Here is a 12,457-nt window from a genome sequence, read left to right on the forward strand (position 1 = left end):
ACAGGGGTGGACGCCTACATGGGTTCATTGGGGTTTGAGAATGTTGGGCAAGCCATCTGCGTGCAAAGCGGCCACCATGTCGGCCCGGTGCGCGAGTACCGAGCGCTGGTTGATCGAGCCTTTGTCGGTGATCTCGCCTTTGTCGATGGTGGGTGGCTCACTCAACAGGCACAGGCGGGCAATGCGGTTGGCGCTGCCGGTGGCGGTTTGGGCCAGTTCATTGACGATGGCTTGAAACTTAGCAAGCACGGCGGGTGAGGCCAGTACATCGGCCAAAGGGGCCCCGGTGGGCAGGTCGCACAAACTGCGCACAGCGGCTGTGGGGAAGATCATGGCGCCGACTTCTTTCAGGTTGATGCCAGTCAGGACTGCGTCTTGGATGAAGGGTGCGCCCAAAGAGATGATCTTGGCCCGCAAAGGGCCTACGCTGACAAATGTGCCGGTGGCCAGCTTGAAGTCTTCGGCAATCCGACCGTCAAACTTCAAACCCAGGTGTGGGTTGGTCTCGTCGATCCATTGGACGGCATCGCCGGTTTTGAAGAACCCTTCTTCGTCAAAAGCGTCGGCGGTCTCTTGCGGTGCGCGCCAGTAACCGGGTGTGACATTGGGTCCGCGGTAGCGCACTTCGGTCTTGCCTTGCATGTCCACCAGTTTGAGTTCCATGCCCGGCGTGGGTACGCCCAAGTCGCCCGCCTTGACGTTGGGGTTGGTGACAAAAATTCCAAATGGCCCAGATTCGGTCATGCCCAAACCCGTGGTCATCACAATCCGCTCGCCCACTTCACGCTCTTGAGATTCGTACAAACTGTCCCAAATCGGTTGCGCCAACGCAGCACCCGCATAGAAAAACATTTGTACCCGCGAGAGCAAGGTTTTGCGCAGCGCATCGTCGGTTTTCATGGCACTGGCAATGGCATCAAAACCCGTGGGCACATTGAAATACACCGTGGGGGCAATTTCGCGCAGGTTGCGCAGGGTTTCGTGGATCAGGGTCGGCGTGGGCTTGCCATCGTCGATGTACAGGGTGCCGCCATGGAACACCGTCATGCCAAAGTTGTGGTTACCGCCAAAGGTGTGGTTCCAGGGCAGCCAGTCCACCAGCACCAGATCCGTATCGGCTAAAACCGGCATGGATTGGGCCATTTGTCTTTGGTTGGAGCACCACAGCCTTTGCGTGTTGATCACAGCCTTGGGCAGTTTGGTGGATCCGCTGGTGAACAAGAATTTGACAATGGTGTCCGGGCCGGTGGCCGCAATTGCGGCGTCCACTTGCGCGGTGGCCGGGGTGTCGCACAGGCTGTCAAATGAGGTGGTGGGGTGGCCAGGCACAGTGCCTTGCACCATGACCACTTCCATGTCGGGGCCGGCAGTGGTGGCAATCGCTTTGGCGTAGCGTTCATCCGACGCAAACACCAAACCTGGCGTCACGGTGCGCAGCACATGTTTGAGTTTGTCGTAGTCAACACTGACCAAGGAGTAGGGCGGAGAGGTCGGCACAAAAGGCACGCCGGCCAGCATGCAACCCAAAGCCAAAAGAGCGTGTTCCAGACTGTTCTCGCTCAGGATGACGACAGGCCGTTCGGTGTTCAAGCCACGGTTGATCAGACTTTGCGCAATATTGCGTGCGGTGTGCCAAGCCTGCCCGTAGGTCAGGTGTTTCCAGTCGCCCCAAGTGCCATCGGCTTGCGGGACGCGCCGCGCCATGAAGGTGTGTTGTGGTTTGACTTGCGCCCAATGCTGAAGTCGGTCGGTCAGCCGGTCGGGGTAATCTTGCAGCGCTTGGTCGGCTTGGACGTATCGCGTGCCTGGGGCGCCGTCTTTGAGGGCCACGCGCGTGACGCCGAATTTCAGGGGACGGAATTGGATGTCGCTCATAGAGTCAGTGCCTTGGTTGGGGCTGGGTGTTCAGCTTTTTTGGACCTTGGCCGCTTTGCCTTCGAGGAAGGCGCGCACGCGGGCTTTGGCCTCGGGTGCCGCTTGGGCGATCGAGGCTATCAGCGCTTCAGTGAACAGCCCGTGGTCAGCGGGTTGTTCGGCAATGCGAGGCATGGCATGCGTGAGCGCAAAGTTGGTCAAAGGCGCATTGGTGGCGATGCGTGTGGCCAGCTCAATGGCTTTGCTCAAAGCCGTGCCCGTAGGGACCCGGTATTGCGCAAAACCCACACGTTCGCCTTCGTGTGCGTCGTAGACACGACCTGTGAGCATCATGTCGATCATGCGTGCTGTGCCAATCAGTTTGGGCACGCGCACCGAGCCACCGCCACCCACAAAAATGCCGCGTGTGCCTTCGGGCAAGGCGTAGAAAGTACTTTCGTCGGCAACGCGGATGTGGCTGGCGCTGGCCAGCTCCAGACCCCCGCCCACCACAGCGCCATGCAGGGCGGCCACCACCGGCACCCGGCCTTGTTCGACGGCATTCAAAGCCACATGCCAACCGCGCGAATGGTGAATGCCTTCACCTGCATCGCGCTCTTTGAGCTCCGACAGGTCGAGACCGGCGCAAAAATGATCCCCTTCACCGTGGATGACCGCAGCCCGGGCTTGGGCAGGCAAGTTTTGAAACACGTCGCGCAGCGCTTCGATGAGGCCATCGTTCAGCGCGTTGCGCTTGGCTTGGCGGCACAAACGCACCACGGCCACAGCCCCTTGCATGTCCAAGGCCACGCCGTTGGCCGCCGCGCGTTCAAGGATGGGGTTGGGTGCGAGAGAGGGAGAAGGGGTCATTCATGGCTCCAAGGAGGGCTTGGCGTAGAGGCCAATAAGATTATTTTTGATAATCATATTGTCCCCACATGAGCGACGGTTGAATCTAGGTGATTTCCCTTGGTTTTGGGCCCCAAGGGGTGAGCCAAATTGCTGCAGCGGTGAGGGCGCCATAGGCCACCATGGTGACCGCTACCAGCAGGTAAAAGTGGGCGGCTGTGCCTTGGTTTTGTGCCAAAACATAGCCAACGCCGGCCACCAACACCAGCCGCGCCGTGCCCGCCAGCACGGGGCCAATGACTTGTCCTGCCCCTTGGGATGCAAAGTACAAGGTCAAGCCCAAGCCAAAAAAAGCAAAAGCGGGACCGGCGGTCACCAAGTATTGCCGCGCAAAGCTCAGCACCGCCTCGTCTTGGGTGAACATGCGGGCCCAAAGATCGGGTGCGAGTGTGACCACGGCGCCGATCAATCCCAAATTGAAGGCCGATACACCGCCTGCCGTCCAGGCCACCCGCCGTGCGCGGTCCACTTGGCCAGCGCCCATGGCCATGCCCACCATGGGAACTGCTGCCACGCCGATGCCAAATGCGATGGGGATCAACAAAAACTCCAAGCGCTGTCCAATGCCGTAACCGGCCAAGGCTTCAGTGCCTTGTTGTGCCAACAGCCCCGTGAAAACCAAAATGGCCAAGACCGATTGAACCGGAGACAGACAGGCGACGGCACCGACTTTGAGGATGTCAGAAAACATGTTTTTTTGCAGCGAAAACCGTTGCATTTGCAAGCGCAAGCGTCCCTGCCCTTGCAACAGATAAACCACAAAGTAGGCCACCCCGACCGCGGTCGCCATCAGGTGCCCCCAAGCCAAACCCACCATGCCCATGGAGGGGATGGGCCCCGCGCCCAAAGCCAAGACGCCGCTCAAGACGATTTGAAGTCCGCCTGTTGCCACCAAAATCACCGAGGGGGTTTTCATGTTGCCCGTGCCCCGCAAAACCGAGGCCAGTGTGTTGAGCAACCACACCAACGCAGAACCTGAGAACAAGACGTGGCCATATTGAACAGCCTCCTGAAGGACCGCTTCCTGGCCGCCCAGCAGGGCATAAAAGTGAGGGCCACCCCACACAAAAATCAGGCTGTACAACACGCCCGTACCAAGACCAATCACCAAGGCATGCTGCAACAGGGTGTGCGCGCGAACCACGTTGCCTGCCCCCAAGGCTCTGCTGATGGCCGCCGACACGCCGCCACCCATGGCGCCTGCCGACATCATTTGCGTGAGCATGGCGAACGGAAACACCAAAGCCATGGCCGCCAAAGGTGCCGTGCCCAGTTGGCCCACGTAGTAAATCTCGGCCACGCCCACCAGCACCGACATGGTCATGGCCAGCACATTGGGTGCGGCCATGCGCAGCAAAGTGGGCAAGATCGGTGCGGTCAACAGCCGCTGTAAATCAGTGTGCGCGGCGTTCATGGTTTCACTCAGGTAGACCCGGTGAGGGTGCTGTTAAGGCTTGGGTAGTTAGCAACAGCAAGTCCATGGGCCAATGGAGCAGTTCGGCCAAACGGCACACCACCCACCGCGCCTCCAGTGGGGTGACCACGGCTGGCGACGTCAACAAGCCGGTTTCGCATTGCAGCAACACCAAATCTTCGGTGATACCCAAAGTGAACTGGAGGTTGGCGGCTTTTTCAGTCAGCAAGTTGGCCAAGTCTTCGCACAACTCGTAGCGTCCAGCCAGCTCGCGCTGCCCCAAGGTGGGTTTGATCTTGCCCGGTGGCACATACAAAGCCATGAATGAGGGGGGGATGTCGATCTGGAATTCGTCGGTCATGCGGGTGCGTTAAGAGAAAAACGGGCGCATCAAGCCCAAAGCCGTGCAAACACCCAAAACAGTGGCCACGCCCATTTTGCGCTTGATCAATAGCCAGGTGGCCAGCAATGTGAGCGCCACTGCCGCCAGATCGGGCAGCATGTGCCAGCCCCCGGGCAGCCAGGTTTGTCGGGCAAACACGCCCGCCAAGTGCACGATCACACCGATCACGGCGGCCATGATGCCTTGCAGCGGCCCTGCCAGCGAGGGCATTTGGCGGGTCGATTCGACCAGTGGGCCGCCTGCCAAAATAAAGACAAATGAGGGTAAGAAAGTGAACCAGGTCACCACACAGGCCGCCACCACACCCCCCAGAATCGGGTGGCCCAACAGGGCCTGGCTGTGGCCGCCCAAAAAGCCCACAAACGCCACCACCATGATCAAAGGCCCGGGTGTGCTCTCGCCCAAGGCCAAGCCGTCCATCATTTGTGGCGCTGTCAACCAGCCGTACTGGTCGACAGCCGCTTGCGTCACATAAGGCAAAACCGCGTAAGCGCCGCCAAAGGTCAGCAAAGCCGCTTGTGTGAAAAATCCGCCCATTTGCGTCAAGGTGTGACCCAGCCCCAGCAGCAGGACAAGCAGGCCCAGGCTCAATGACCACAAACCGAGGCCCAAGCCCAAGGCCCGCAGCAAACGCGAGTGGCGGTAACGGGTGTGGGCAGGTTGCGGCGTGTCATCGTTCAGCCAAGCCAGGCGGCTGTCGGGGTCTGGCGTTGGCTCGGCTTGAGGGGTTTGGGCGACCTGCGTGCTCAAAGGAGCAGTCGTTGGCGAAAGTGGCGCACCCATGCGGGTCATGTAAAACCCAGTCGCCGCTGCGCCCAAGATGATCCAGGGAAAGGGCAGGCCCCACAGCATGCCCAGCAAAGACAAGGTCGCCACCGCCCACAACCAGCGCTCTTTCAAGGTGCGCAGCCCCAAGCGGTAGGCCGCGTGGATAACCAGCGCAGTCACCGCAGGCTTGAGGCCCCACAGCAAGGCTTGACCCCAAGGGTGACTGCCCCAAGCGGTATAGGCCCAGCTCAGCACAATCAGCAGCACCAAAGAAGGCAGCACAAACAAGGCGCCTGCGGCAATACCGCCGCGTGTGCCGTGCATCAACCAGCCGGTGTAGGTGGCCAGTTGTTGCGCTTCAGGGCCAGGCAGCAGCATGCAGTAGTGCAGAGCGTGTAGGTAGCGTTTTTCAGAAATCCAGCGGCGGCGCACCACCAATTCTTCGTGCATCAGAGCGATTTGTGCGGCGGGCCCGCCAAAACTCACGCAGCCCAACCAGAACCAAAACTTCAAGGCCTGCCCAAAGCTGACCGGGGTCGGCGCTTCGGCCGGGGCGCGTTGAGGCCCGTCGGTGTTCATGTCAAATCGAACTGTTCACAAAAGGCTTGGACAAAAGCGGGCGTGCCGCTCAGGGTCAGGCTGAGTGCCATGTGTTGGTCAGCTTGGGGTGGGGGAACGAGGATCAGTTGCCCGGTGCTTTGCAAAAAGCGGGGAGCGGCAACAAGCGGTGGCTGACCTGAGGGCAGCAAGGTGACCTGAAGGTCAAAGTCCCAGTTGGCGCCATTTTCCAGAGGGCCTGGGCCTTGGGTGTCAAAGGCGTGCGCCCAGACCAAGACCTGAATGACTTCTTGCAGCAAAGCGGGGTTGAAAGCAGGGTCCGGTTGCGCCAAAGCATCCCAACAGACCACGCCATCGGCGTCGTCACTGCAGTCAAAGTCCAGCAATTGCAAATTCATGTCGGCTCACTCCTTGAGGGCCTGATTGTCACCGCCTTGCGCCCCATTTATGGAAATCGATACGGGTTTGATGCAGCTTTTTTATCAACGGCGTCATGCGGTGCTTGGGATTTTTGGGATACAAAGAGACAGTTTTTTTATGGTTTTTGGGCTGAAAAAAGAATAATTAAAGTTTTTATGTATACATTGAGGGCTCGGGCCGATTCGATGTAGTTTCTCAACACTGTATGCACGCCATCTCAAGTACCGCCACTCAGGACGCGTCCGGTCATTGGACTGAGGAAGGCGGCTCTCAAGCCGTCAAGGCCCAACAGCGCTTGCGAGAACTGATTTTGGCGGGGGACTTGTCGGCGGGCACCCGCATCACCGAGTTGGCCATGGTTGAACGCTTGGGCATGTCGCGCACGCCGATTCGCGCGGCTTTGATGCGTTTGGGCCAAGAGGGTTTGCTGTTGGCTTTGCCCCACGGGGGCTACGCTGTGCGCACTTTTTCAGAGCGTGAAGTGGCCGATGCCATCGAGCTGCGCGGCACGCTGGAAGGCTTGGCGGCTCGTTTGGCTGCAGAGCGTGGTGTGGCCCCAGCCTTGCTCAGCGAAGCGGGTGCCTGCTTGGACCAAATCGACCACCTCTTGCTTCAAGGCGGTTTGGACGATGAGGCCTTTTCAGGCTATGTGCGCTTGAATGCGCAATTTCACAAGCTGTTGTCGGACATGGCCGACAGCAGCGTGTTAGCGCGTGAGATTGATCGGGCCTGCAGCTGGCCGTTCGCATCGCCTTCTGGTTTTGTGGGTGTTCAGGCTCACAAGCCAAGTGCACGCGACACCTTGGTGGTGGCTCAGCACCAGCATCGCCAAGTGCTTCAAGCGATTGCGCAGCGCGAGGCCGGGCGCGCAGAAGCCTTGGTGCGCGAACATTCGCGCATCGCCCGTCAGCACCTGAGTCTGGCCCTCCAAAATCCACAGCACGCGGCCACGCCGGGTGTTCAACTCATTCGAAAAAAGGGGTAATGCATGTTCATCAAAAACACTTGGTATGTGGCCTGCACCGAGGCCGAACTCGAGGGCATGGGCGTCCGGCCTTTGGGGCGCACCATCTGCAACGAGAAGATGGTTTTTTTCAAAGGCCCGGACGGCCGAGTTGCCGCGGTCGAAGATTTTTGCCCTCACCGCGGCGCACCGTTGTCGCTGGGCAAAGTGTGCGATGGCAAGCTGGTGTGCGGCTACCACGGCCTGGAGATGGGCTGCGAAGGCAAAACCGTGCACATGCCGGGTCAGCGCGTTCGCGGCTTTCCGGCCATCAAGGCTTTTGCCGTGACCCAGCGCTATGGCTTCGTCTGGGTCTGGCCGGGTGACCAGTCCAAGGCCGATGTGGCCCACATGCCGGTGTTCGAGTTTTTTGACAACCCGGCATGGGCTTATGGCGGCGGGCTGTACCACGTCAAGGCCGATTACCGCCTGATGGTCGACAACCTGATGGACTTGACACACGAGACCTATGTGCACGCCAACAGCATTGGCCAGCCCGAAATCGACGAAACGCCTTGCGAAACCAAGGTCGAGGGCGACCAGGTCATCCTGCAGCGGCACATGCAAGGCATCCAAGCCCCGCCGTTTTGGCAAATGGCCATGAGCGCCAACGGGCTGGACCCGCAGGCCAAGGTGGACCGTTGGCAAATTTGCCGCTTCACGCCACCGACCCACATCATGATCGACGTGGGCGTGGCGCTGGCGGGTCATGGCGGTTTTGATGCTCCGCCCGAAGTCAAGGCCTACAGCGTGGTGGTGGACTTCATCACACCCGAGACCGAAACTTCGCATTGGTACCACTGGGGCATGGCACGCCAGTTCAAGCCGCACGATGCTGAGCTGACGGACAAAATCCGCGCAGGGCAGGGCGGTATCTTCAACGAAGACATGGAGATGCTGCAATTGCAACAAGCCAACATCAACCAGTGGCCCGACCGCAAACTGCTCATGCTCAACATCGATTCGGGCGGAGTGCAGTCCCGTCGCATCATTGACCGATGGTTGGCAGCCGAGCAGACCCAAGGAGAAACCGCATGAGCCTGACCGATCTGACCCAAACGCCGTTGCCATCCGATGGCTGCTTTGAGCTGCATTTGCAAAAAAGTGCCAAAACTTTGCAGGTCCAGCCTGGCCAATCCATCCTCAAGGTCCTGCAAGACGCCGGACATGAAGTGCCTTTTTCTTGCTCCGAAGGGGTGTGCGGCACCTGCCTGACCCCGGTACTGGCCGGTCAACCCGACCATTGGGACATGTACCTGACCCCCGAAGAGCAAGCCAAGGGCGATGTCATCATGGTGTGTTGTTCTCGCAGCCAAACGGCATGCTTGGTACTCGATTTGTGATCGCACCTCGGCCGAGCAAGCTGTCTTGAACCTTTGAATTTACCGGCCATCTGCATTGGGCGGGGGCATCAGCTGGGGTTTAGCCACTGCACAGCCAGTTGGGTCAATAAAGCCAATGTGGCTTGCTGCGTCAAGGTGCTGGGGCGTTGTGCGCTGATGGCGGTGGTCAGCTGGATGTTCAGGGCTGGTTGCTTGAGGCGCCGAACAGAAAACGCCGAAGGCCGAACCGAGCGCATGACGGCGTTGCGCGGCAAGATGGCGTAACCCGCGCCGTCGGCCACCAAGTCGAGGATGGCGCTCACGCCGTCGATCTCCAGCGCAATCAAAGGCTGACAACCGATGGCCGCCATTTCAGACTCCACATGCATGCGGATCGCATTGGGTCGGGTGGGGATCACCAGGGGCAGGGCGGCAACTTCTTTCAGATTGATCGGGGGTGGGGGTGGGTCTTCTTGCAAGCCCGGCGGTCGGGGCTGCACCAACAGCAGTTCTTCTTCGACCAAAGGCGTGTGTTCGATGCCTGGCATGGGGCTGGGGTTGTAAAGCACAGCGATGTCCAAGCGCCCGTTTTGCAAGTTTTCTTGCATGGCGCTTGACAGGCCTTCGCTGATGGACAGCTGGGCCTCAGGCATCTTGTCGCGAAAGGCGCGGGTCAAGGGCACCGTGAGCACCCGCGCCACGCTGGGCGGCAGGCCCAAAGCCACTCGGCCCGAGAGCCCTGTGCGAACCCGGCCCAGTTCTTCTCTCGCCCGCTCAACTTGGTGCAGGATGCCCCGTCCGTGTTCCAGCAGCAGCAGTCCGGACTGGGTGGGCGTGGCGCCGCGCCCGTTGCGAACCAACAAGTTTTGCCGCAGCTCCACTTCGAGCAAGCGCACCTGGCGGCTGAGCGCGGGTTGGGCTGTATTCAAGGCCTGCGCGGCACGGGTGAAGCTGCCCAGTTCGGCCACGCGTACAAAATATTCGAGCTGTTTGAGGTCCATAAGGCAGGCGATAAGAAGGCGGCGGAGTCGCCTTCAGTTGCGTATATTTTGTCATATCTACCAATTGGATATATCAATTTGATCTATCTGGTAGATGCACCGGGGACTTTGATGGCCAGGCTGATGCCTGCACAATCTGCGCACACCCTTTGCACCATCATCAGGATTGCCCATGAGCCAAACCAAGCCCTTGATCATTGACGTACACGGTCACTACACCACCGCGCCCAAGGCGCTGGAAGACTGGCGCAACAAGCAAATTGCGGGCATCAAAGACCCGGCCTCCATGCCCAAAGTGTCCGAGCTCAAGATCAGCGACGACGAATTGCGCGAGAGCATTGAGCTGAACCAACTGGCGAAGATGAAAGAGCGCGGCTCGGACATCACCATCTTCAGTCCTCGCGCCAGCTTCATGGCGCACCACATCGGTGACTTCAACGTGTCGTCGACATGGGCGACGATTTGCAATGAGCTGTGCTACCGCGTGGGCCAATTGTTTCCCAAGCATTTCGTGCCTGCGGCCATGCTGCCTCAGTCGCCCGGCGTGGACCCCGCTACCTGCATCCCCGAGCTGGTCAAGTGCGTCGAGCAATACGGCAACGTCGGCATCAACCTCAACCCTGATCCGTCGGGCGGCCACTGGACGTCGCCTCCGCTGTCCGACAAGGCCTGGTACCCGATTTACGAAAAGATGGTGGAGTACGACATCCCCGCCATGATCCATGTGAGCACCAGCTGCAACAGCTGCTTTCACACCACGGGCGCGCATTACCTGAACGCCGACACCACGGCCTTCATGCAGTGCCTGACCTCAGACCTGTTCAAGGATTTTCCGACGCTCAAATTCTTGATCCCTCACGGCGGCGGCGCCGTGCCTTACCACTGGGGCCGTTTCAGGGGCTTGGCTCAAGAACTCAAAAAGCCTTTGCTGTCTGAGCACCTGCTGAACAACATCTTCTTTGATACCTGCGTTTACCACCAGCCGGGCATTGATCTGCTCACCAAAGTGATCCCGGTCAAAAACATTTTGTTTGCCTCCGAGATGATCGGCGCGGTGCGCGGTATTGACCCCGAAACCGGTCACTACTTTGATGACACCAAGCGCTATGTGCAAGCCACGGCGAACCTGAACGACCAAGACCGTTACATGGTCTTTGAAGGCAATGCGCGGCGCGTGTTCAAGCGGCTGGACGATCAGTTGACCGCCAAAGGTCTGTGAGCCATTGATTCGAAACTCAGGAGAAAACCATGTACGAACTCGGCGTTGTTTACCGCAACATCACCCGCGCAGACCGCGCAGCTGCAGACGGCCTGGGCGCACTCGGCTCGGCCACGGTGCACGAGGCCATGGGCCGCGTGGGCCTCATGAAGCCTTATATGCGTCCCATCTATCCCGGTGCGCAGGTGTCGGGGACGGCCGTGACGGTGCTGCTGCACCCAGGCGACAACTGGATGATGCATGTGGTGGCCGAGCAAATTCAGCCTGGCGACATCGTTGTCGCGGCCATCACGGCCGATTGCACCGACGGCTACTTTGGCGACCTTCTGGCAACCTCTTTCCAGGCCAGAGGCGCACGCGCTTTGATCATCGATGCTGGCGTGCGCGATGTGAAAGAGCTGCAAAAGATGAACTTCCCGGTGTGGAGCAAAGCCATCAGCAGCAAGGGTTGCATCAAGGCCACCATTGGTTCGGTCAACATCCCTGTGGTGTGCGCCGGCATGATTGTTCACCCTGGTGACGTGATCGTGGCCGACGACGACAGCGTGGTGTGTGTGCCCCAGGCACTGGCCGCCAAAACGCTGGCTGCTGCGCAAGCGCGTGAAGCCAATGAAGGCGAAAAACGCGCCAAGCTCGCCTCGGGCGTGCTGGGATTGGACATGTACAAGATGCGCGAACCGCTAGCGGCAGCGGGCCTGAAATACATCGATTGACCTGACATGGCGGGTCACATCGACCGACCAACCTTTCTTCTACAAAAACAGGAGCTGCTGTGGACATCCAAAGAAGATTTTTAAACGCGATCCTGATCGTTGGTGCCGTTCTGATCAGCGGTTGCGCCCACTTTCAGCCACCCGCAGATCCCAAAGTCCGTGAAGCCCTGGCCCCTACCGGCACCCTGCGTGTAGGCGTTTACCAAGGCAGCCCCACTTCCTTGGTGGTCGACGCAAAAACAGGCCAACGCGCAGGTGTTGCACTGGACATGGGGCCTCTTCTGGCTCAAAAACTCGGTGTGCCTGTCCAGGTGGTGGAGTTCCCCAGGTTGGCGCTTGTACTGGATGCGCTCAAAACAGGTCAAGTTGATTTCACCGTGACCAATGCGACCGAAGCGCGTGCGCGCGACATGGACTTCACCCGCCCGCTGGTGCAGCTGGAGCTGGGGTATTTGGTGATGAACGACTCGTCCGTCAAACAAATTGAGCAGATTGACCGCGCTGGTGTCAGGGTCGGCGTCAGCCAGGGCAGCACTTCGCAGGGGGTGTTGACGCGTGAGTTCAAAAACGCCAAGGTGGTCCCCGCTGCGAGCCTCAAACAAGCACAAGACATGCTCAGGCAAAAGAGCATCGATGCCTTTGCCACCAACAAAGGCATTTTGTTCGAAATGTCCGATGAGTTGGCCGCTTCACGGGTTCTTGACGGACGCTGGGGCCTGGAAAATCTGGCCATCGCCATACCCAAAGGCCGAGATGCCGGACGCGCCTATGTCAATGCCTTTGCAGAACAGGTCCGTGAAAACGGTCAATTGCAAAAATCTGTGAAACGGGCGGGTTTGCGTGGCACCACATCGGCCCCTTGAGCCCTGGATC

The 12,457-nt window shown here is 59.4% G+C and carries 13 protein-coding genes; 6 read left to right on the forward strand and 7 right to left on the reverse strand.

The annotated features are described in order from the left end of the window. Positions 1-24 precede the first annotated feature (24 nt). The 6 genes from Q1M54_RS10665 to Q1M54_RS10690 form a co-directional block, all read right to left on the reverse strand. Complete coding sequence (locus tag Q1M54_RS10665; protein WP_300557080.1) at positions 25-1,875, reverse strand: feruloyl-CoA synthase; 1,851 nt, start codon at positions 1,873-1,875, stop codon at positions 25-27. A gap of 30 nt (positions 1,876-1,905) precedes the next feature. Next, complete coding sequence (locus Q1M54_RS10670; protein WP_300557082.1) at positions 1,906-2,724, reverse strand: crotonase/enoyl-CoA hydratase family protein; 819 nt, start codon at positions 2,722-2,724, stop codon at positions 1,906-1,908. An 85-nt stretch (positions 2,725-2,809) separates the two neighbouring features. Further along, the gene (locus Q1M54_RS10675; RefSeq protein ID WP_300557084.1) at positions 2,810-4,177 is read right to left on the reverse strand and encodes an MATE family efflux transporter; all 1,368 of its coding nucleotides are present in this window, start codon (positions 4,175-4,177) and stop codon (positions 2,810-2,812) included. A gap of 4 nt (positions 4,178-4,181) precedes the next feature. Next, positions 4,182-4,538 carry an ATPase with chaperone activity gene (locus Q1M54_RS10680; RefSeq protein WP_300557086.1) on the reverse strand — a complete coding sequence of 119 codons (357 nt, stop codon included), beginning with the start codon at positions 4,536-4,538 and terminating at the stop codon, positions 4,182-4,184. 9 nt (positions 4,539-4,547) lie between these two features. Continuing rightward, positions 4,548-5,927 (reverse strand): chromate efflux transporter, encoded by a 1,380-nt coding sequence (gene chrA / locus Q1M54_RS10685; RefSeq protein ID WP_300557088.1) that lies wholly within the window; start codon positions 5,925-5,927, stop codon positions 4,548-4,550. Next, a complete protein-coding gene (locus Q1M54_RS10690; RefSeq protein ID WP_300557090.1) occupies positions 5,924-6,304 on the reverse strand; it encodes a hypothetical protein in 381 nt (126 codons plus the stop codon). The genes chrA and Q1M54_RS10690 overlap by 4 nt, the downstream gene beginning before the upstream one ends. A 227-nt stretch (positions 6,305-6,531) precedes the next feature. Between Q1M54_RS10690 and Q1M54_RS10695 the strand changes: the two genes are divergently transcribed. Genes Q1M54_RS10695 through Q1M54_RS10705 form a run of 3 tightly spaced genes read left to right on the forward strand, consistent with a single transcriptional unit; the run spans position 6,532 to position 8,672 of the window. Continuing rightward, positions 6,532-7,311 (forward strand): GntR family transcriptional regulator, encoded by a 780-nt coding sequence (locus Q1M54_RS10695; protein WP_300557092.1) that lies wholly within the window; start codon positions 6,532-6,534, stop codon positions 7,309-7,311. Between the two features lie 3 nt (positions 7,312-7,314). Then, positions 7,315-8,367 (forward strand): aromatic ring-hydroxylating dioxygenase subunit alpha, encoded by a 1,053-nt coding sequence (locus Q1M54_RS10700; RefSeq protein ID WP_300557094.1) that lies wholly within the window; start codon positions 7,315-7,317, stop codon positions 8,365-8,367. Then, on the forward strand, positions 8,364-8,672 hold the full coding sequence (locus Q1M54_RS10705) for a 2Fe-2S iron-sulfur cluster binding domain-containing protein (RefSeq protein WP_300557096.1): 309 nt from the start codon (positions 8,364-8,366) through the stop codon (positions 8,670-8,672). The genes Q1M54_RS10700 and Q1M54_RS10705 overlap by 4 nt, the downstream gene beginning before the upstream one ends. 68 nt (positions 8,673-8,740) lie before the next feature. On the opposite strand, the gene Q1M54_RS10710 is transcribed toward Q1M54_RS10705, so the two are convergent. Beyond that, complete coding sequence (locus Q1M54_RS10710; RefSeq protein ID WP_300557098.1) at positions 8,741-9,652, reverse strand: LysR substrate-binding domain-containing protein; 912 nt, start codon at positions 9,650-9,652, stop codon at positions 8,741-8,743. A gap of 190 nt (positions 9,653-9,842) precedes the next feature. Between Q1M54_RS10710 and Q1M54_RS10715 the strand changes: the two genes are divergently transcribed. Genes Q1M54_RS10715 through Q1M54_RS10725 form a run of 3 tightly spaced genes read left to right on the forward strand, consistent with a single transcriptional unit; the run spans position 9,843 to position 12,447 of the window. Continuing rightward, complete coding sequence (locus Q1M54_RS10715; protein WP_300557160.1) at positions 9,843-10,871, forward strand: amidohydrolase family protein; 1,029 nt, start codon at positions 9,843-9,845, stop codon at positions 10,869-10,871. Between the two features lie 29 nt (positions 10,872-10,900). Beyond that, entirely contained in the window at positions 10,901-11,584 is a 684-nt protein-coding gene (gene ligK / locus Q1M54_RS10720; protein ID WP_300557100.1) for a 4-carboxy-4-hydroxy-2-oxoadipate aldolase/oxaloacetate decarboxylase, read from the forward strand. A 59-nt stretch (positions 11,585-11,643) separates the two neighbouring features. Then, entirely contained in the window at positions 11,644-12,447 is an 804-nt protein-coding gene (locus Q1M54_RS10725) for a transporter substrate-binding domain-containing protein (protein WP_300557102.1), read from the forward strand. Positions 12,448-12,457 lie beyond the last annotated feature (10 nt).

The sequence above is a fragment of the Limnohabitans sp. Rim8 genome (genome assembly GCF_943326455.1).
Lineage (GTDB): Bacteria > Pseudomonadota > Gammaproteobacteria > Burkholderiales > Burkholderiaceae_C > Limnohabitans_A.